Source organism: Streptomyces sp. NPDC046925, from assembly GCF_040644915.1.
GTDB lineage: Bacteria > Actinomycetota > Actinomycetes > Streptomycetales > Streptomycetaceae > Streptomyces.
The window spans coordinates 59,211-78,275 of the sequence record NZ_JBEYWZ010000012.1; the positions used below are offsets into that span (position 1 = coordinate 59,211).

The following is a 19,065-nucleotide window of genomic DNA, read 5'->3' on the forward strand; positions in this document are numbered from 1 at the left end:
ATGGACGCCGTCACCCAGGTCCCCGCGCCGGTCAACGAGCCGGTGCACGGCTACGCACCCGGTTCCCCGGAGCGTGCCCGCCTCGAGACGAAGCTCAAGGAGCTCTCCGAGAACCCCATCGAGCTGCCGATGACCATCGGCGGCGTCAAGCGCCTCGGTGGCGGTGAGCCCTTCAAGGTCGTGCAGCCGCACAACCACCAGGCCGTCATCGGCACCGGCCGCGGCGCCACCAAGCAGGACGCGCAGGACGCCGTGGACGCCGCCCTCGCCGCCGCCCCGGCGTGGCGCGCGATGTCGTTCGACGACCGCGCCGCGATCATCCTGCGCGCCGCCGAGCTGCTCTCCACGACGTGGCGCGAGACCATGGCCGCCTCGACGATGCTCGGCCAGTCCAAGACCGCCCAGCAGGCCGAGATCGACACGCCCTGTGAGCTCGTCGACTTCTGGCGCTTCAACGTCAAGTACGCCCGTGACCTGCTCGCCGAGCAGCCCCCGGCGAACTCGACCGGTGTCTGGAACCGTCTGGACCACCGCCCGCTCGAGGGCTTCGTCTACGCGATCACGCCGTTCAACTTCACCGCGATCGCGGGCAACCTGCCGACCGCCCCGGCCCTCATGGGCAACGTCGTCGTGTGGAAGCCGTCCCCGACGCAGACGCACGCCGCCGTGCTGCTCATGCAGCTCCTGGAGGAGGCGGGCCTGCCCAAGGGCGTCATCAACCTCGTCACCGGTGACGGCATCGCCGTCTCCGAGGTGGCCCTGACCCACCGCGATCTGGCGGGCATCCACTTCACCGGCTCGACCCCGACCTTCCAGCACCTGTGGAAGACGGTCGGCGAGAACATCGCCAACTACCGCACGTACCCGCGCCTCGTCGGCGAGACCGGCGGCAAGGACTTCGTCGTCGCGCACCCGAGCGCCGACCGCGCCGTCCTGAAGACCGCGCTGACCCGTGGCTCCTTCGAGTTCCAGGGCCAGAAGTGCAGCGCCTCGTCGCGTGCGTACGTCCCCGCCTCGATCTGGAACTCCGGCTTCAAGGAGGAGTTCGCGGCCGAGGTCGACGGCATCAAGATGGGTGACGTCACCGACCTGTCGAACTTCATCGGCGCCGTCATCGACGAGCGCGCGTTCGCCAAGAACAAGGCGGCGATCGACCGCGCGGCGTCCGACCCGACCTGCACGATCGTCGCGGGCGGCACGTACGACGACTCCGTGGGCTACTTCGTGCGCCCGACCGTCGTCGAGTGCTCGGACCCGGCCAACGAGGTCTTCACCACCGAGTACTTCGGTCCGTTCCTCGCGATCCACGTCTACGAGGACGACAAGTACGAGGAGATGCTGACCCAGATGGAGTCGGCGTCGGACTACGCCCTGACCGGTTCGGTCATCGCCGGTGACCGGGCGGCTGCCGCGTACACGATGGAGAAGCTGCGCTACGCCGCGGGGAACTTCTACATCAACGACAAGTCGACCGGCGCCGTTGTCGGGCAGCAGCCCTTCGGCGGTGGCCGCGCCTCCGGTACGAACGACAAGGCCGGCGCCCCGCAGAACCTCCAGCGGTGGACGCTGACCCGTGCCATCAAGGAGACCCTGGTGTCTCCGACGGAGTACGGCTACCCGCACATGGGCTAGCCCCTCCCGGGCCTCGCGCCCCTCCCTACCCCGCCCCCGGCCTGGGCCCCACCCCGGCCGGGGGCGGTGTTGCTTTCGTGGCGGTTCCTGTGGCCGAACGGGCCTCTCCCACCCACCCGCCCGGCACTCTGCGTCGGGTCGCGGTCGAACGGCCTCTCCCACCCACCCGCCCAGCACCCTGCGTCCACTCCCTGCCGAACGGGCCTTTCCCGCCCACCCGCCCGGTACTCCGCGTCCGGTCCTGGCCGAATGGGGGAGCTTGTTCGTTCAGGGGGTGGATGCGGGGTAAACGGGTGGGTGGGCGGGAAAGGCTTGTCCGTGCGGGGGGCGGACGCGGGGGGCGGGGGGAAAAGCAGGCCGCGGCGGGCCCGCCCCCGCTCAGCTGCCCGCAGCCGCGGAGATGACCTCGTCCAGGACCTCTCTGGCGCGCAGCAGTTCCTCCACCATTCCGTCGATGCGGGCGCGCTCCACCGACAACTCCTCCACCAGCCACGGCGTGGCCGTTTCCGAGGGGCCGCCGTCCTTGTCCCGCATGCAGGGCAGGAGCTGCACGATCTTCGCGCTGCACAGGCCCGCCGCGAACAGCTCCTGGATGTGTACGACCCGGTCCACCGCCGAGTCGGGGTAGTCGCGGTGGCCGCCCGGTGTGCGCTCCGCGTGCAGCAGGCCCTGCTTCTCGTAGTAGCGCAGGGACCGCTCGCTCACAGCGGTACGCTTCGCCAGCTCGCCGATTCTCATGTCCCGCGTACCTCCGCACTTGAATCTGACACCGGTGTCAGCTTCTACCGTTCCGGCATGACGAACATCAAGCTCCTCACACCGTATTCCGCGCCCACCGCCCACGGCCTGCGTCTGCCCAATCGCATCGTGATGGCCCCCATGAGCCGCCACCGCGCCACCGACGACGGGACCCCGCTGCCGGTGGTCGCCGACCACTACGCCCAGCGCGCGAGCGCGGGCCTCATCGTCACCGAGGGCATCTGGCCCGCCAGCAGTGGCCAGAGCGACTGGCGGATCCCCGGTCTGCAGACCCCGGCGCACATCGCGGGCTGGCGCGCGGTGACCGAGGCGGTGCACGAGGCCGGTGGCCGGATCTACGCCCAGCTCATGCACGGAGGCCGCAAGGGCCACCCCCTGGCGCGGATCGACGGTGATCTCCCCGCGGGACCCTCCGCCGTGCTCGTCCCCGGCCGTGTGCACGTGAGCGGCGGCCGCAAGGCGGACCCGGTCGTTCCGCGCGCCATGACCGTCGACGAGATCCACGCCGCCGTGCGCGACCACGTCACCGCGGCGCGCAACGCCATCGCCGCCGGCTTCGACGGCGTCGAGTTGCACGGCGCCAACAGTTACCTGATCCACCAGTTCCTCGCCGACAACACCAACTTCCGCGACGACGCGTACGGCCGTAACTCGATCGCCGACCGCATCCGCTTCGCCGTCGAGGTGACCCGCGCCGTCGCCGACGCCATCGGCGCCGAGCGCCTGGGCCTGCGCCTCTCGCCGGGCAACCCGCAGTTCGGGATGGCGGAGGCGGACCCCGGCCCCGTCTACCGCGCGCTCCTGGACGAGATCGACGGCCTCGGGCTCGCCTACCTCCACCTCACCGACAACGACAGCTACCCCGCCCTCACCGACCTGCGCCCCCACTGGCACGGCACCCTCATCGGCAACGTCGGCGAGAACGGTGACCCGACCACCCGCGAGGCGGGAGAGGCGGTACTCGCCGAGGGACTCGCGGACCTCGTCTCGTACGGGCGCGCCTTCATCTCCAACCCCGACCTGCCGGAGCGGTTCGCGGCGGGCGCGCCGCTCCAGGAGATCGACGCGGCGCACCTCTACACCCACGGAGCCGAGGGGTACACCGACTACCCCTCGCTGGAGAGCCGGTTGGTCTCCGCTCAGACCTCCACCAGCACCTGATCCAGCGATTTCCGTACGAGATCGGGGACCCGGCAGTCCGCCGCCGGATAGCCCACGGGGATCACCGCGAACGCCTTCTCGTTCTCGGGGCGGCCGAGGACCTGCGACAGGAACCGCATCGGGCTCGGCGTATGGATCAGCGCGGCGAGGCCCGACAGGTGCAGCGCGGACAGCAGCATCCCCACCGCGATGCCGACCGACTCGTCGACGTAATAGTGCTTGTGCTTGGTGCCGTCGTCGCCGAGCCAGTAACGCTGCTGGAAGACGACGACGAGCGCGGGCGCGTCCGTCAGGTGCGGCTTCACCTCGTCCGTGCCGAGGGGACGCAGCGCCGCGAGCCACTCCTCGCCGAGACGGCCGTCGTACGAGATCTGCTCCTCGTGTTCCGCGGCCTCGCGGATCAGGCGGCGCACCCCGGGGTCCTGGACGAGGACGAACGTCCACGGCTGCTGGTGCGCGCCGGACGGAGCCGTCGCCGCGCACGCGATGGCGTCCCGCACGACCTGCGGGGGCACGGGGTCGGGCGCGAACTGCCGTACCGTACGCCGCTCCTGCATCCGCGTCCTCAACTCGGCGGCCTGCGCGAGGGATTCGGTCGCGGGCATGCGCTCGGGACGGTAGGGAACGGAGCGGTACGGCTCGCCGTGAATGGGGATCCAGGGCCGTTCTGCGGTCTCGTCAGCCATGCCGACGAGTGTGCCCCGGTCAGCTCCATCCCGTCACGATCAAAGAGAGCCCGATCGTGAATCCGCCGCCGAGCAGGGCCAGATACAGGACATAGAACCGTCGCAGCCGGTGCACGAGGAAGCCGAAGGCGCCGAAGGCGAGGCCCACCGTGAGAGTGCGGGAGCCGCGGGAGAGCGCCGACTGCGTGAGCCATTCCTGCGGCGCGATGTCGGCGCGGCCCGCCTCGCGTGCGTACACCTTGAAGGGGATGCCGTTCCACGGCTGGTGGCGGACGGCCGCCGCGCCTTCGACGGCGAGCTCGGCGCGTACTTCCGCGCGCATCCGGTCCGTGGTCAGCGGATGCGGCAACTGGACGCCCGAAGACGTCAGTTGGAGCGCCAGCAGACTGCCCGCGAGGCTGCCAGCGAGTGCCGTCACGGACAGCTTCAGGGCCCGGCGCGGCACCGCCACGCACGCGATCGCCAGGAACAGCTCCGGCATCAGGGGCCAGCTCAGCGCCTCCGCGAAGGCCCAGGCGAAGGCCGCGGCGAGGCCCCAGCGGGAGCCGACGACAGCCGCGATCCGCTTGCGCGTGACGGAGTCCCTGAGCGGCTCACGGGCCGTACGGCGATGCAGCTCGGCCACCGCGTCACGCGCCGCCTCGGGAGCGGTGTCCGGGGGCAGCGGGGCTCCGATACGGACCCTGACCAGGGTGGGGCGGAGCTTGCCGTGCTTGGGCAGGAGGCGGGCGGTGCCGTCGATGGAGACCGGGACGACGGGCACGCCGGCCTGCCGGGCCAGGACGAGCGCGCCCTTGTGGAAGGCGCCCAGTTCGCCCGCCCGGGCGCGGGTGCCCTCGGGGAAGAGGACGACGGCTCCGCCCGCGCGCAGGTCGTCCGCCCTGGACAGCAGGTCGTCCATGCCGCCTCCCGTACGGCGCACGGGGAAGCCGGCGGCCAGGCGGCTGCAGATCCGCCTGCGCCAGGGCGATGCGAACCAGTAGTCGGCGGCGGCGCCGATCGCGGGCGCGTGGCGGGCGTCAAGGGCGGCGAGCAGGGCCGCGGTGTCCGCGTGCGACGAGTGGTTCGCCACGACCACGCAGCCGCCGCGCGGGAGCCGCCCGCGGCGCTCGACACCTCCGGTGAGGGTGAGCAGGGTCCACCACAGGGCACGGCGCAGGGCCGCGCCCGGCTTTGACCGCCGCTTGTCACCGGCCGCGTCCCGCTTCGGGCGCCGTCGGTCACCGGCTGCGCCGAGCTCGTCCTCAAACGCCGGACAGGCTGCATCCGTCGTACGGTCCGTGTCAGTCGTACGGTCCGCATCCGTCGTACGGGCCGGATAGTTCGTACGAAGCCTCACAGCGTCACCACCATCGTCAGCAACAGCGCCACCAGCAGCGAATCGATCCGGTCGAGCAGGCCGCCGAACCCCGGCAGCCAGCTGCCCGCGTCCTTCACGCCCGCCTCGCGCTTGACCATCGACTCCAGAAGATCCCCGAGCACGCAGCCGACGAGCACCGCGGCCCACAGCGTCAGGGAGAACGCGCCGACCGCGGCAAGCGCCCCGGCGGTCGCGGCGGCGGCGCCCGCGACGCCCGCCCAGGTCTTGTTGGGGGAGAGGGGCGAGAGCGGCCGGGACAGGAGTCCCCGGCGGCCGAGGGCCGTGCCGCCGCACCACGCGCCCACGTCCCCGAACGCCACCGCGACACCCACCGCCACGGCCGTGTCGCCGAGCAGGACGAGGCCGCTGAGGGAGACCGGGATCCAGAGCAGCCCGAAGACCGTCCGACTCGCCCGCGTGAAGCCCTGCGCGGCGTCCCCCGAGAAGAGGGCCACACCGGCGGCGGCGACGAGCAGCCCGCCCGCCGTCCGCAGATCCAGGGCATCGGGCGCGGCCCAGGCGACCCCCGGCACCGCCACGGCGGCCACCCCGAGCCCCGCCCGCTCGCCCCGCGGCAGCCCCGCCATCCGCGCGTACTCGCCCACGGCGATCACTCCGAGCCCGGCGGCGAGCGCGAACGCCCCCGCCCGGCCCAGGAAGAACGCCCCGAGGAAGAGCGGCGCGGCCAGCGCCCAGGTGCGCCACCGCTTGCGCAACTCGGCCCGCATCCGCACCCGTGAGGGCAGCGCGGCGACGGCCACTCCACCGGCGCCGAGCACTCCGGCGACCACGGGCAGGGCCCGCCCCGCGACCTCCCCCGCGATGAACCCGGCGCTCATCGGACGTCACCGGCAGCCGGTGCGGAAGTGCCCAACTGCCGCCACAGGCGCGCGCATCGCAGCCCGGCCGTAAGCACCGACCCCGCGGCGATCACCGCGAGCACCGGCACGACCCACCCGGAAGCCGCCGCGAGGACCACCAGGGCGCAGCGCTCCGTCTTGCCGACCGGGCCCCCGTTCAGGCGGGGCGCGCCCGCCGCCGCACCCGCGAGCGACACCCACGAGGGCAGCGTCGCCGCGAGGCCCGCCGTTGCCACCAGCCACAGCGGGGCCAGGGCGAGGAAACCGGCGAGCACGGCCAGGTCGGCCGCCCGGTCGCCCAGTTCGTTCAGGAGCGCCCCGCGACGGGTGATGCGGCCCGTGTCACGGGCGAGCGCCCCGTCGAGGTTCGCGAAGGCGAGCCGGGCGGCCAGCAGTACGGCCACGGGGAGCGCCGAGATCGGCGCCGGCAACCAGGCGAGCGCCGCCGCCGCGCCCGCGGCGCAGAGCACACCCGCCGCGGTGAGGGTGTCGGGCGACACCTCGCGGCGGGCGAGCGCGCCGCGTACGCCGGACAACCGGTCCGCGTACCAGGGCTTGAGAGCGTAGAGGCCGTTCATGGCACCGACTCTGCCGCCGTCCGGGCACGGGCAAATCGGGGTGCGTACTCAGATATGGCCTGAGTACGGTGGTTGGGTGACCACGTTGCGTACGGCCCATACCTGCGATCTGGACCCCGCCGAACTCCGCGCGGCCCGCGCCCTGATGGACGAGGCGTTCGACGGCGACTTCAGCGACCAGGACTGGGACCACGGCCTCGGCGGGATGCACGCGCTCGTGCACGACGACTCCGGCCTCCTCCTCGCACACGGGTCGGTGGTCCAGCGCCGGCTCCTGCACGACGGCCGTTCGCTGCGCATCGGTTACGTAGAGGCGGTCGCCGTCCGCCCCGACCGGCAGCGGCAGGGGCTGGGCGGGCAGGTGATGGGCGCGCTCGAGCGGGTGATCGACCGGGCGTACGTCCTCGGCGCGCTCTCGGCGTCGGACGAGGGGCAGCGGCTCTACCTCGGGCGCGGCTGGCAGGAGTGGAAGGGCGCGGTCGGCACCGTCGGCCCGGAGGGCGTGGTCCACATGCCCGACGAAGAGCCCCCGCTCCTGTGGGGCGCCGACCTCGACCCCGTGCACGAACTCCTCATCGACTGGCGCGACGGGGACGTCTACTAGCCGGGGCTCAGCCCTCGGCTCCCGCCGCCCGCACGATGATCTTGCCGAGGTTCTCGCCCCGCAGCATCCCCAGGAACGCGTCCACGATGCTGCCGAAGCCCTCGACCACGGTCTCGTCGAGCCCAATGCGCCCGCTCTGCAAGTGTGGCACCACGAACGCGTTCAACTCCTCCTGCACCTCGTAGTAGTCGCGCACGAGGAAGCCCTCCATGCGCAGGCTCTTCTCGACGATGTCGGGGAGGTTGCGCAGGGCGTACGGCGTGCCGGTGCTGTTGTACTGCGCGATCGTGCCGATGCGCACGATCCGCCCGTGATCGCGCAGCGAGGAGATCGCGGCTTCGAGGTGTTCGCCGCCGACATTGTCCATGTAGAGGTCGATCCCCTCGGGCGCCGCCTTCGCGAGCAGGTCGGCCGCGGGGCCCGTGTGGTAGTCGAACACCTCGTCGTAGCCGACGTGCTCTGTCAGGTACGCCGCCTTCGCCGCCGTGCCCGCGCTGCCGACGAGCCGCCCCGCGCCCATGAGCCGGGCAAGGCGCCCGGTGGCCGTGCCCACGCCGCCGGCCGCGGCCGAGACGAACAGGTCCTGTCCCTCGCGGAGTTCGGCGATGCGGGTGAGGCCGACGTAGGCGGTCAGGCCCGTGCCGCCGAGGATGCTCAGGTGCGCGGAGAGGGGTACGCCGTCGAAGCGGGGGACGGCGCGTGCCTCGTCGGGGGTGACGACGGTGTGGGTGCGCCAGCCCTGCCGGTGGAAGACGATCTCGCCCTCGCGGAGCGCGGGGTCGCGGGACGCGATGACACGGCCGAGAGTGCGGCCCTCCAAGGGGGCGTTCAGCGCGAAGTCGCCGTCCATCATTTCGCGGTGGTAGGGATCCACCGACCAGTACAGGTTCTCCACCAGGGCGGTGCCGGGGGCGGGTTCGGGCAGCGGGGACTCGACGAAGGCGAAGTGGTCGGGGGTGGGGAAGCCGTGGGGGCGGGCGGTCTGGTGCACGGTGAGCGCGGTCTCGGTCATGGCGGTGACCGTACGGAGGAATGCGGGGGCCGGGGAGAGGGTTGCGCTCATGGAACGGGCCGGACCATGAAGAGCCCTCATAGAAGCAGGTGGGACCCCCTGATGACCGCTGCATCCGGCACGACAGCCGGGGTTGCCACCGACCTCGCGCCCCACGAGCTCCGCATCCTCGTCGCCGTCGACCGCGAGCGCGGGTTCTCGGCGGCCGCCAAGGCGCTGGGGCTCACGCAGTCCGCGGTCTCGCACTCCATACGCGGGACGGAGCGCAAAATCGGAGCGGTGCTCTTCGAGCGGGGCCGCAAGGGCGCGACGCCGACCCCGGCTGGTGCGTCCGCCGCCGCCCACGCCCGGCGCGTCCTGCGGCTCCTGGACACCCTGGCCGCCGAGGCCCGCGGCGCCGAGCGGGGGGCGGTCGCGGGAGTGCTGCGCATCGCCGCGTTCCGCAGCGTGGCCCTGTATCTGCTGCCGCCCGTCCTGGAGCGGCTCACCGCCCGCCATCCCGGCATCGAGCCCGAGGTGCGCGTCGTCCGCGAGCTGGGTGCGGGCACCGCCGGGGAGGTCGCCGAGGGGCGTGCGGACGTGGGCATCGCGACGATCGGGGCGACGTCGCCGGTGCCCGCCGGGCTCATCGGCGACGTACTGATCGAGGAGCCCTACTCGCTCGTGCACCCGGCCGGGCATCCCGATCCGCGCTCCCTGCCGCTGGTGGACTGGCACGAGAACTGCGGCTCCTACACCCGGGAGTGGTGGGCGGGGCAGGACTGGATCCCGAAGGCGACCGTCCTCACCGAGGACGACGGAGCGGTGCTCTCGATGGTGAGCAGGGGTCTCGGCATGGCGATCATGCCCGAGCTCTCGCTGAACGGAGCACCGGACGGAATCGGGATCGCTGATCTCGGTCCGGAGCGCCCGGTGCGCTCGGTGGGCTATGTCACCACCCCTGAGCTGGCCTCTTCGGTCGCCGTACGGGCTCTGATCCGCGAGCTCAGAGCGGCCGGAGGGGGGGTCGGGAGCAAAGGCCGTCTCAGATAGTAGGAAGTCCGAGTAATTGTGGAGACAGACGCTCCGTCCTCGCTTAGCTTTGTAGGAGCCGAACGTCTCGCTCGACCAAGCGAATGGCGGTCGTGAGCCGGAGCCCCGTGCAGGCAACCCCTGCGGCCCCCCGCTCGCCGCCCTACCGGCGTCTCGAAATACCCCCTTCCCTCAAGGAGTGGATCCCCCATGGCCGAGACGACCGCACGCCGAGTCCGCCACGCCTCCCGTACCAGTGATTCCGAGCGCAGGAAGGCCGCCGCGGCCCTCCAGCGAGCGCTGGACCGCAGGGACAACGGCGGCGAGACGGGTCACTGACCCGCCCACGCCCCTGACGTCCCCTCACCTGCGCTCACCTGCGTAAACCGCTACTTCCCGCGCACCACCTCGAAGTGGTCCACGCGCTCACCGCTCTCGGCGAGCGCGGAAACCGACAAGGTCGGGCGGGCGCCGGCCGTCACCTCCACCGCGAGGAACGAGAAGCCGGTGTACCGCACCCGTGACCACTCGACGGTGTCCGGATCGTGCCGGCCCGCCTTGGTCCAGTGGAACGACGGGATCGAATCCCGGTCGTTGACATGGCCCTCGTAGCTGTCCCGCACGCCCGCCGGAAAGTCGTAGAGGTCCTTGCCCGCGCCGCCCGCGGTGACGTACACGATGCCGTCGCGCGTCGGATCGGTCGACGCGCCGACCGGCACGGGCTTGCCGACCTCTCCGCCCTTGATCGCGTCGGTGCGTTCGTAGACGTGGTTGTGGCCGTTCACCACCAGATCCACCTGGTGCTTCGTGAACAGGTCGAGCCACGCGTCGCGCACCCCGCCGTCCGACGCGTGCCGCGCCGTCGAGTACATGCAGTGGTGGAAGAAGACCACGACGAAGTCGACGGCCTCGTCCGCGCGCAACTCGCCCAGGCGCTTGTCCAGCCAGGCGGTCTGCTTGCCGTCCGTGTAGCCCTTGTTGGCGGGGATCTCGTACGAGACGTCGTTCGCGTCGAGCGCGACGACGCCGACATTGCCGTACGTGAAGGAGTAGACGCCCGGCGCGTTCTTCGGGTCGAAACCGTTCTCCGGGAGTGACCAGCGGGCGGACTGACCGCCGTAGCCGTTCGGCGAGTACCACGCCTCCATGTCGTGGTTGCCGGTCGTCACCATCCACGGGACCGACTTCGCCACGGACTCCGTCTGCGCGAGGAAGGTGTCCCACACGCGCGCGTCGTACGTGTCGGAATCCTTGCCGTGCCCGGTGCTGTCCGCGTAGCAGATGTCGCCCGCGTGCAGATGGAACGACGGGTTCTGGCCCAGGATCAACTGGTCGTTGGCGAGCGCGTGATAGCTGACGCCCTGGTCGCCGAAGGCCGTGAAGACGAACCTCTCCGCCTGCGCGGGGGCCGTGCGGAAGGTGCCGATCGTCGCCATGCGCTCGGGCGAGGCCGGGTCGAAGCCGTCGTGCCCGACGCCGTAGTAGTACGTCGTGTCCGGCCGCAGTCCGTCGAGCGCCGCGTGCAGGTAGTACTGCTCGACCGCGGGCAGCTTCTTCGACAGGGACGGGGTGTGCAGGTCGCGCACCTCCGCCTCGATCTTCCGGCTCAGCTCCCAGGGCTTCAGGCCCACCCGCAGATACGGGGCCCTGACCGCGAACGGCACCTGCCAGGAGACCCGCATCTGCGTCTTCGGGTCGGCACCGAACGCGAGATGCCGGGCGAAGGGCGCCACCATCTTGCCGTCGACCTTCACGGGCGCGGACGGGGCGGCGAAAGGGGCGGCGAACGGGCCCCGGGGCGACGCGCCTTCGCCGCCGGCGCCGGCCGCACTGCCGGCGAGCAGGCCGATGCCGCCGACCGTGCCCGCGGTGGCGAACGAACCGGCCAGGACTCTGCGGCGCGAGAGCTTCCCGCGGAGGTACTCGTGCTGTTCCGGCATGCTCATCTTCGACGCGAGCCGCTCCGGGATGCCGACATCGGGAGTGTCCATGGAAGGGAACTTCCCCGTGACCGACAACTACCGCCGGGCCTGCGGGTAAAGAGAGGGTGGCCATGTGATGACCCGCCCGTGGCGTGACCAGGGGTGTCCGCATGCCGGACTCGGTGTGTCATCCCGTGGGACGAAGCGTAGGCTGCCCGTATGTCGGCAAGCTCTCGCATCCTCAATCTCGCAGTCATCCCCGGAGACGGCATCGGCCAAGAGGTCGTGGCCCAGGGGCTCAAGGTCCTCAATGCCGTCCTCCCGCAGGATGTGAAGCTGGAGACCAAGGAGTTCGACTTCGGCGCCAAGCGCTACCACGCGACCGGTGAGACCCTCACCGACGCGGACGCCGAGGCCCTGAAGCAGTACGACGCGATCCTGCTCGGCGCGATCGGCGACCCCTCGGTCCCGTCCGGCGTCCTGGAGCGCGGCTTCCTGCTGAAGCTCCGCTTCCTCTTCGACCACCACGTCAACCTGCGGCCCTCGAAGCTGCTGCCGGGTGTGGCCACGCCGCTCGCGGGCCAGCCCGAGATCGACTTCATCGTCGTGCGCGAAGGAACCGAAGGTCCGTACACGGGCAACGGCGGCTCCATCCGCACCGGTACCCCGCACGAGGTGGCCACCGAGGTCTCCGTCAACACCGCCTTCGGTGTGGAGCGCGTGGTCCGTGACGCCTTCGCCCGTGCGCAGGCCCGCCCGCGCAAGAAGCTGACCCTCGTCCACAAGAACAACGTCCTGGCCTACGCCGGGCACCTCTGGACGAACGTCTTCAACAAGGTGGCGAAGGAGTTCCCCGACGTCACCACCGACTACATCCACGTGGACGCGGCGACGATCTATCTCGTCACCGACCCCGCGCGATTCGACGTGATCGTCACCGACAACCTCTTCGGCGACATCATCACCGACCTCGCCGCTGCCGTCTCCGGCGGCATCGGCGTCGCGGCGTCCGGAAACATCAACCCGAGCCGCGAGTTCCCCTCGATGTTCGAGCCCGTGCACGGCTCGGCGCCGGACATCGCGGGTCAGGGCAAGGCCGACCCGTCCGCCACCGTCCTGTCCGTCGCCCTGCTCCTGCGCCACCTCGGCCACGAGGACGAGGCGGCGCGCATCGAGGCCGCGGTCTCCGCGGACCTCGCGGAGCGCGGTGACACCGTCCGTACCACCGAGCAGATCGGCGACGCGCTCGCCGTGCGAGTAGCCGGCTGACCCGGCGGCTCACCCTTTTGACACAGAAGCCGCCGGGTCGGTCGACCACCCGGCGGCTTCTCGTATGCGGCTGCGGGTGCCACCATCGACCCCCGGGCCGCATTCACGCTGTTTCTTCCTCGGCGCCACGCGAGCGATAATCGAACGTGGGGCCGCGGAATGCAGGGTTACTCGGACGTCCTAGTACGAGAAGTACGGGCGTGAGCGCGGTCCGTCACCATCACACCGTGAAGGACTAGTACTCATGACGACGACGCCGACACCCACGATCGAGCTCAAGCCCACCTCGTCCCCGCTGTCGAAGGCGGAGCGCGAGGCGATCCTGGCCAACCCCGGGTTCGGTCGCCACTTCACCGATCACATGGTGACGATCAAGTGGACGGAGGGCCGCGGCTGGCACGACGGCCAGCTCACGCCGTACGGCCCGCTCTCCCTCGATCCGGCGACCAACGTCCTGCACTACGCGCAGGAGATCTTCGAGGGCCTGAAGGCCTACCGCCGCCCCGACGGCTCCGTGGCCTCCTTCCGCCCCGAGGCCAACGCGGAGCGCTTCCAGCGGTCGGCGCGGCGCCTCGCCATGCCGGAGCTGCCGGTCGAGACGTTCATCGAGGCGTGCGACGCGCTGGTGAAGGCGGACAAGGCGTGGGTTCCGGCGCACGGTGGCGAGGAGTCGCTGTACCTGCGTCCGTTCATGATCGCGAGTGAGGTCGGGCTCGGCGTGAAGCCGGCCAACGAGTACCTCTTCATCGTGATCGCGTCGCCCGCGGGCGCGTACTTCCCCGGTGGCGTCAAGCCCGTCTCGATCTGGCTCTCGGAGGACCGCGTGCGTGCGGTGCCGGGCGGTGTGGGTGACGCCAAGACCGGCGGCAACTACGCGGCGTCCCTGCTCGCGCAGGCCGAGGCGGCGGAGAAGGGCTGCGACCAGGTCGCGTACCTGGACGCCGTGGAGCACAAGTGGGTCGAGGAGCTCGGCGGCATGAACCTGTACTTCGTGTACGGGGACAAGATCGTCACCCCGACCCTGACGGGCTCGCTCCTCGCCGGAATCACCCGTGACTCGCTGCTCACGGTCGCCCGTGACCTGGGCTACTCCTCGGAGGAGTCGCGCGTCTCGATCGACCAGTGGCAGGCGGACACCGCCGAGGGCACCCTGACGGAGGTCTTCGCCTGCGGCACGGCCGCGGTGATCACCCCGGTGGGCACGGTCAAGTGCCGCTCGGGCGAGTGGACCCAGAGCGGCGGCGAGCCGGGCCCGGTCACGATGAAGCTGCGCGAGGCGCTGCTCGACGTCCAGCGGGGGACTGCGGAGGACCGGCACGGCTGGATGCATGACCTCGGCTGAGGGCTTACGCGGATACGCGGATGACGGCCGGTCCTGGAAGTGAACCTTCCGGGGCCGGCCTTCTGCGACAGTGGGGAGATGCTGCGAGGGATCTTCGACGGGGATGCCGAGTTGTACGACCGGGCCCGGCCCCGCTACCCCTCCGGGCTGGTCGACGCGCTGGTCCGGCAGGCAGGCCTGGGGCCCGGCAGCCGCGTGCTGGAGGTGGCGCCCGGTACCGGCCAGCTGACCGTGCCGCTGGCGCGCACCGGCAGCAGCCTCACCGCCGTGGAGCTGGGGCCCGCCCTCGCCGCCGTGGCCCGGCGCAATCTCGCCCCGTATCCGCGGGCCCGGGTGGAGGTGGGGGAGTTCGAGACCTGGCCGCTGCCCGGGGAGCCGTACGACCTGATCGTCTGCGCCACCGCCTTCCACTGGCTCGACCCCGCCGTGCGCCTGCCCAGGATGCGGCAGGCCTTGCGGGCCGGCGGGACTCTCGCGGTCGTCACCACCGATCATGTCGCCGGGGGGAGCGAGGACTTCTGGGTCGAGGCGCAGGGGTGTTACGAGCGGTGGGACCCCGACGCCACCGAGCCGGGCCTGCGGCTGACCCCGCAGGACGATGTCCGGGCCGATACGGCCGAGTTCGACCGTGCGGACGGGCTCGGCCCGGTCACCGTGCGGCGCTTCGCGCGCGACATCACCTATACCGCCGATCAGTACATCGACGTCCTGCGCACCTACTCGGGCCACCGTGCCCTCGACGGGGCAACGCGGGCCGGACTGCTCGGCTGCGTCAGGCAGTTGATCGACGGCACGTACGGCGGAGTCATCACCAAGCGCTACCTGCACGCGCTGATCACGGCGCCGGCGCGCTGACCGCCGTTCCGTCGGAGCCCTCCGGCGCGGGCGCCCGTACCGGGCCGCGCTCCAGGATCACGTACGCCAGGCCGCCCACCACCCCCGACAGCAGGAAGCTGCAGTCCACCCCGCCGGTGAGGGAGAGCAGCGGACCCTCGTAGGAGGGGAGCGAGACCGCCGCGAGGCCCACCGTCGCACCCAGGGCCCAGCTCGCCGTCGCCGGGATGTTCCAGCCCGCGCGGTACCAGTAGACCCCGCCCCTGGAGCGCCGGTTGAAGACCTGGAGCGCCTCCGCGTCGTAGGAGCCCCCGCAGCGCGCGAACCCGACCAGGGTGATCACCGCCCAGGGCGTGCCGATCGCCGTGAGGAGCAGCACGAAGGACGTCATCGCGCCCTGCGCCTCCCACGCGTAGTGCCCCGCGAACACGCACCCCGTGGCCACCACCGCCACCGTGTACGTCGCCCGGGCCCGCGAGGCGCGCGGCAGGATCGCGTCCAGGTCGAGGCCCATCGAGTACAGCATCAGGCCCGCGTTGCCGACCGACCCCGCGGACGCGGCCAGGAGCAGCGGGACCAGGTACCAGCCGGGCGACGCGGAGACCAGCGGCCCCGCGTAGTCGAGCGCCGCCCCCGCCGCGTACGCCGTGAACGTACCGAAGAGCTGGGGGACCAGGAGCCCGGCGAGCAGGCCGGCCCACGACGCCCGAAGGACCGTGCGCGAGCTGTGGCGCGCGGGGGAGATGTAGCGGGTGTAGTCGCCCAGGAGCGTGATGAACGCGATCGGGCCGCTCAGGCCCGCCGCCACCAGGGCCAGGAGCCACGTCGGCCAGAACGAGCCGAGGAGGTAGCCGCCCGCCCCGGGGAGCGCCGACGTCGTGAAGTCGGGGGCGTACGCCACCACGCCGAGGACGAGCAGCGCCGTCATGCCGACCGCCAGCACGCGCGACAGACGCAGCAGCACCCGGTAGCCGTACACCGCGCCCGTCACCGTGGCGGCGGCGAGCAGCGCGTACACGATCCCGTACGAGAGGCCGCCCGTCGGAAGTCCCGTCAGGCGGTGCAGGACGCCCACCATCACGTCGCCGCCGATCCAGATGGTCAGCGCGGTGTAGCCGAGGGAAAGCAGCAGGCCGACAATCGAGCCGACCAGGCGGCCCCGCACGCCGAACTGGGCCCCGGACGAGGTCGAGAGGTTCGTGCCCGTACGGAGCGAGACCAGGGCGAGCGGAGCCGTGAGAGCCGTGCCGATCACCGTGCCCGCCACCACGGACGTGACCGACGCCCACCAGCCCAGGCCGAACGACACCGGCAGCCAGCCGAAGACGATCACCCCGAGGCAGAGGTTGGAGCCGAGCAGGATCGAGATGAGATCGCGGGGGCCGCTGGTGCGTTCCCCGTCCGGGATGGTGTCGACTCCGCGCTGTTCTATCGGCATGAGGGTGCCCCTGACGCTCGATCGTGGCGACCTGCGCACACAGGTCGCCGTTCGACTGTTTGAGTGCCGCTCAATGTGACCTGAGTCAAGCTCGCACGTCAATCTTTTCGTCGTGGCAATCTCGTGGTTAGAGTGTTGTTCAAACGATGGAGGTGTGGTGGCGTGCGGCTTACCCCCACGGAACGCGACCGGCTGCTGCTCTTCGGGGCCGCCGAGCTGGCCAGGGCCCGCAAGGCGCGCGGCCTCAGACTCAACGTCCCCGAGGCGACCGCGCTGATCGCGGACACGGTGTGCGAGGCGGCCCGCGACGGCGCCCGGCTCGCCGAGGCGATCGAGCGGGCGCGCTCGGTCCTCGGCCCCGACGACGTGCTGCCGGGTGTCGCCGACGTCGTGACCGAGGTGCATGTGGAGGCCGTCTTCGACGACGGGTCCCGGCTCGCGGTCGTCTCGCAGCCGATCGGCGCGGGGGAGGGAGCGGGCCTTGGCAGCAAGGCTCCGGGGGCGCTGCTGCCCGGCCCCGAGCACCCGGAGCCCGCGCCCGTCGCGACGATCGCCGTGCACAACACGGCGACCGTGCCCGTCTCCGTGACCTCGCACTTCCACCTCTTCGAGGCCAACCCCCGGCTCGACTTCGACCGCGGTGCCGCCTACGGCATGCGCCTCGCGGTGCCTGCCGGGTCTTCGGTCCGCTTCGGGCCCGGCGAGAGCGTCGAGGTCGGGCTCCTTCCGATCGGCGGCGAGCGGATCGCGATCGGCTTCGCCGGACTTGTCGACGGCCCGCTGGACGCGCCGGGCGCCCGCGAAGAGGCCCTTCGCCGCGCCGCCGCCTGCGGCTACCTCGGCGTACCGGAATCCACCGACCAGGAGGTCGAGCGATGAGCCGCCCCGGAGGCCACCCCGCCGAACCGCGCCGCCTCACCCCGTACGAGTACGCCGCCACCCACGGCCCCCGCGCGGGCGACCGCGTCCGGCTCGGCGACTCGGGCCTGACCGTCCGGGTGGAGTCCGACGCGCAGAAGCACGGCGAGGAATTCCTCGCCGGATTCGGCAAGACGGCCCGCGACGGCCTGCACCTGAAGGCCGCCGCCGTCCGCGAGACCTGTGACGTCGTGATCAGCAACGTCCTGGTGATCGACGCCGTGCAGGGCATCCGCAAAGTGTCGATCGGCATCCGGGAAGGCCGTATCCACGCCATAGGGCGGGCCGGCAACCCGGACACCCTCGACGGCGTCGACGTCGTGGTCGGCACCGGCACGTCCATCGTGTCGGGCGAGGGCCTGATCGCCACCGCCGGAGCCGTGGACACGCACGTCCATCTGCTCTCGCCGCGCATCATGGAGGCCTCGCTCGCCTCCGGCGTCACCACGATCATCGGCCAGGAGTTCGGACCCGTCTGGGGCGTCGGCGTCAACTCCCCGTGGGCGCTGCGCCACGCGTTCAGCGCCTTCGATGCCTGGCCGGTCAACATCGGCTTCCTGGGCCGGGGTTCGTCCTCGCACGACGCGCCGCTGATCGAGGCGCTCGCCGAGGGCGGGGCATCGGGCTTCAAGGTGCACGAGGACATGGGCGCCCACACGCGCGCCCTGGACACCGCGCTGCGGGTCGCCGAGGAGCACGACGTCCAAGTCGCCCTGCACAGCGACGGGTTGAACGAGTGCCTGTCGGTCGAGGACACGCTGAAGGTTCTGGAGGGGCGGACCATTCACGCCTTCCACATCGAGGGCTGCGGCGGTGGTCACGTACCGAACGTCCTGAAGATGGCGGGCGTGCCGAACGTCATCGGCTCCTCCACCAACCCCACGCTGCCCTTCGGGCGCGACGCCGTCGCCGAGCACTACGGCATGATCGTCTCCGTCCACGACCTGAAGACGGACCTGCCGGGCGACGCGGCGATGGCCCGCGACCGTATCCGCGCCGGGACGATGGGCGCCGAGGACGTGCTGCACGACCTGGGCGCCATCGGCATCACCTCGTCCGACGCGCAGGGCATGGGACGCGCGGGCGAGACCGTACGCAGGACCTTCGCCATGGCCGGGAAGATGAAGGCCGAGCTCGGCCCCATGGACGGCGACGGCGACGGGGACGACAACGCCCGCGTCCTGCGCTACATGGCCAAGCTGACCATCAACCCCGCCATCGCCCACGGCCTGGCGCACGAGGTCGGCTCCATCGAGGTCGGCAAGATGGCCGACGTCGTGCTGTGGCGGCCCGAGTACTTCGGCGCCAAACCGCAGCTGGTCCTGAAGTCCGGCTTCCCCGCCTACGGAGTCGTGGGCGACCCGAACGCCGCGACCGACACCTGCGAACCGCTCGTCCTGGGACCGCAGTTCGGGTCGTACGGCGCGACGCCCGCCGACATCTCGGTGGCGTTCGTCGCGCAGGCCGCCGTCGACCAGGGCAACGACACGATGCCGACCCGGCGGCGCAGGGTCGCCGTGCGGGGCACCCGCGGCATCGGGCCCGCCGATCTGCGCCTCAACTCCCGCACCGGCTCCATCGACGTCGACCAGCGCTCCGGCCTCGTCACGCTCGACGGCGACCCGGTCCGCTCCGAGCCCGCCGACTCCGTATCCCTCAACCGCCTCTACTTCCTTTAA

Annotated in this window: 18 protein-coding genes; 10 read left to right on the forward strand and 8 right to left on the reverse strand. The window is 71.6% G+C overall.

Translation table 11 applies throughout. The features are described from left to right. Positions 1-1,632: an L-glutamate gamma-semialdehyde dehydrogenase gene (pruA, locus tag ABZ906_RS35425; protein ID WP_361389901.1), complete on the forward strand. Its 1,632-nt coding sequence runs from the start codon at positions 1-3 to the stop codon at positions 1,630-1,632. A gap of 378 nt (positions 1,633-2,010) precedes the next feature. Here the strand turns inward: pruA and ABZ906_RS35430 are convergent, their stop codons facing one another. Further along, positions 2,011-2,370, reverse strand: a complete 360-nt coding sequence (locus ABZ906_RS35430) for a MerR family transcriptional regulator (protein ID WP_361389903.1) — start codon at positions 2,368-2,370, stop codon at positions 2,011-2,013. A 57-nt stretch (positions 2,371-2,427) separates the two neighbouring features. Here ABZ906_RS35430 and ABZ906_RS35435 point away from each other — a divergent pair, with 57 nt between their 5' ends. Beyond that, positions 2,428-3,552, forward strand: coding sequence for an alkene reductase (locus ABZ906_RS35435; RefSeq protein WP_361389905.1), 1,125 nt, complete (start codon positions 2,428-2,430; stop codon positions 3,550-3,552). Here ABZ906_RS35435 and ABZ906_RS35440 read toward each other — a convergent pair. The 4 genes from ABZ906_RS35440 to ABZ906_RS35455 are packed head-to-tail and all read right to left on the reverse strand — an operon-like array spanning position 3,531 to position 7,036. Next, the gene (locus ABZ906_RS35440) at positions 3,531-4,238 is read right to left on the reverse strand and encodes a nitroreductase family protein (protein WP_361389907.1); all 708 of its coding nucleotides are present in this window, start codon (positions 4,236-4,238) and stop codon (positions 3,531-3,533) included. The two genes, ABZ906_RS35435 and ABZ906_RS35440, sit on opposite strands and share 22 nt — an antisense overlap. A 19-nt stretch (positions 4,239-4,257) precedes the next feature. Next, positions 4,258-5,577, reverse strand: coding sequence for a lysophospholipid acyltransferase family protein (locus tag ABZ906_RS35445; protein ID WP_361389909.1), 1,320 nt, complete (start codon positions 5,575-5,577; stop codon positions 4,258-4,260). Further along, positions 5,574-6,437 carry a phosphatidate cytidylyltransferase gene (locus ABZ906_RS35450; protein ID WP_361389911.1) on the reverse strand — a complete coding sequence of 288 codons (864 nt, stop codon included), beginning with the start codon at positions 6,435-6,437 and terminating at the stop codon, positions 5,574-5,576. The genes ABZ906_RS35445 and ABZ906_RS35450 overlap by 4 nt, the downstream gene beginning before the upstream one ends. After that, positions 6,434-7,036: a CDP-alcohol phosphatidyltransferase family protein gene (locus tag ABZ906_RS35455; RefSeq protein WP_361389913.1), complete on the reverse strand. Its 603-nt coding sequence runs from the start codon at positions 7,034-7,036 to the stop codon at positions 6,434-6,436. Before ABZ906_RS35455 ends, ABZ906_RS35450 begins: the two co-directional genes overlap by 4 nt. A gap of 76 nt (positions 7,037-7,112) precedes the next feature. On the opposite strand from ABZ906_RS35455, the gene ABZ906_RS35460 reads away from it, so the two are divergent. Continuing rightward, on the forward strand, positions 7,113-7,640 hold the full coding sequence (locus ABZ906_RS35460) for a GNAT family N-acetyltransferase (protein WP_361389915.1): 528 nt from the start codon (positions 7,113-7,115) through the stop codon (positions 7,638-7,640). Between the two features lie 7 nt (positions 7,641-7,647). Here the strand turns inward: ABZ906_RS35460 and ABZ906_RS35465 are convergent, their stop codons facing one another. Further along, positions 7,648-8,652, reverse strand: coding sequence for an NADP-dependent oxidoreductase (locus ABZ906_RS35465; protein WP_361389917.1), 1,005 nt, complete (start codon positions 8,650-8,652; stop codon positions 7,648-7,650). Between the two features lie 102 nt (positions 8,653-8,754). Between ABZ906_RS35465 and ABZ906_RS35470 the strand changes: the two genes are divergently transcribed. Together ABZ906_RS35470 and ABZ906_RS35475 are read left to right on the forward strand one after the other, a co-directional pair. Next, positions 8,755-9,684: a LysR family transcriptional regulator gene (locus ABZ906_RS35470; protein WP_361389919.1), complete on the forward strand. Its 930-nt coding sequence runs from the start codon at positions 8,755-8,757 to the stop codon at positions 9,682-9,684. A gap of 189 nt (positions 9,685-9,873) precedes the next feature. Continuing rightward, entirely contained in the window at positions 9,874-10,002 is a 129-nt protein-coding gene (locus ABZ906_RS35475; protein ID WP_361194286.1) for a hypothetical protein, read from the forward strand. A 50-nt stretch (positions 10,003-10,052) separates the two neighbouring features. On the opposite strand, the gene ABZ906_RS35480 is transcribed toward ABZ906_RS35475, so the two are convergent. Further along, positions 10,053-11,654: a metallophosphoesterase family protein gene (locus tag ABZ906_RS35480; RefSeq protein WP_361389921.1), complete on the reverse strand. Its 1,602-nt coding sequence runs from the start codon at positions 11,652-11,654 to the stop codon at positions 10,053-10,055. 150 nt (positions 11,655-11,804) lie between these two features. Between ABZ906_RS35480 and ABZ906_RS35485 the strand changes: the two genes are divergently transcribed. The 3 genes from ABZ906_RS35485 to ABZ906_RS35495 all read left to right on the forward strand — a co-directional run bounded on the left by ABZ906_RS35485 (position 11,805) and on the right by ABZ906_RS35495 (position 15,051). After that, positions 11,805-12,854 carry a 3-isopropylmalate dehydrogenase gene (locus ABZ906_RS35485; RefSeq protein WP_361194282.1) on the forward strand — a complete coding sequence of 350 codons (1,050 nt, stop codon included), beginning with the start codon at positions 11,805-11,807 and terminating at the stop codon, positions 12,852-12,854. Positions 12,855-13,098: 244 nt separating this feature from the next. After that, entirely contained in the window at positions 13,099-14,196 is a 1,098-nt protein-coding gene (locus tag ABZ906_RS35490) for a branched-chain amino acid aminotransferase (protein WP_361194279.1), read from the forward strand. A gap of 78 nt (positions 14,197-14,274) precedes the next feature. Continuing rightward, entirely contained in the window at positions 14,275-15,051 is a 777-nt protein-coding gene (locus tag ABZ906_RS35495; RefSeq protein ID WP_361389923.1) for a class I SAM-dependent methyltransferase, read from the forward strand. Here the strand turns inward: ABZ906_RS35495 and ABZ906_RS35500 are convergent. Next, positions 15,032-16,468, reverse strand: coding sequence for a cytosine permease (locus ABZ906_RS35500; RefSeq protein ID WP_361389925.1), 1,437 nt, complete (start codon positions 16,466-16,468; stop codon positions 15,032-15,034). The genes ABZ906_RS35495 and ABZ906_RS35500 overlap by 20 nt on opposite strands. 162 nt (positions 16,469-16,630) lie before the next feature. On the opposite strand from ABZ906_RS35500, the gene ureA reads away from it, so the two are divergent. Then, the gene (gene ureA / locus ABZ906_RS35505; RefSeq protein WP_361389927.1) at positions 16,631-17,347 is read left to right on the forward strand and encodes an urease subunit gamma; all 717 of its coding nucleotides are present in this window, start codon (positions 16,631-16,633) and stop codon (positions 17,345-17,347) included. Continuing rightward, entirely contained in the window at positions 17,344-19,065 is a 1,722-nt protein-coding gene (locus tag ABZ906_RS35510) for an urease subunit alpha (RefSeq protein WP_361389929.1), read from the forward strand. The genes ureA and ABZ906_RS35510 overlap by 4 nt, the downstream gene beginning before the upstream one ends.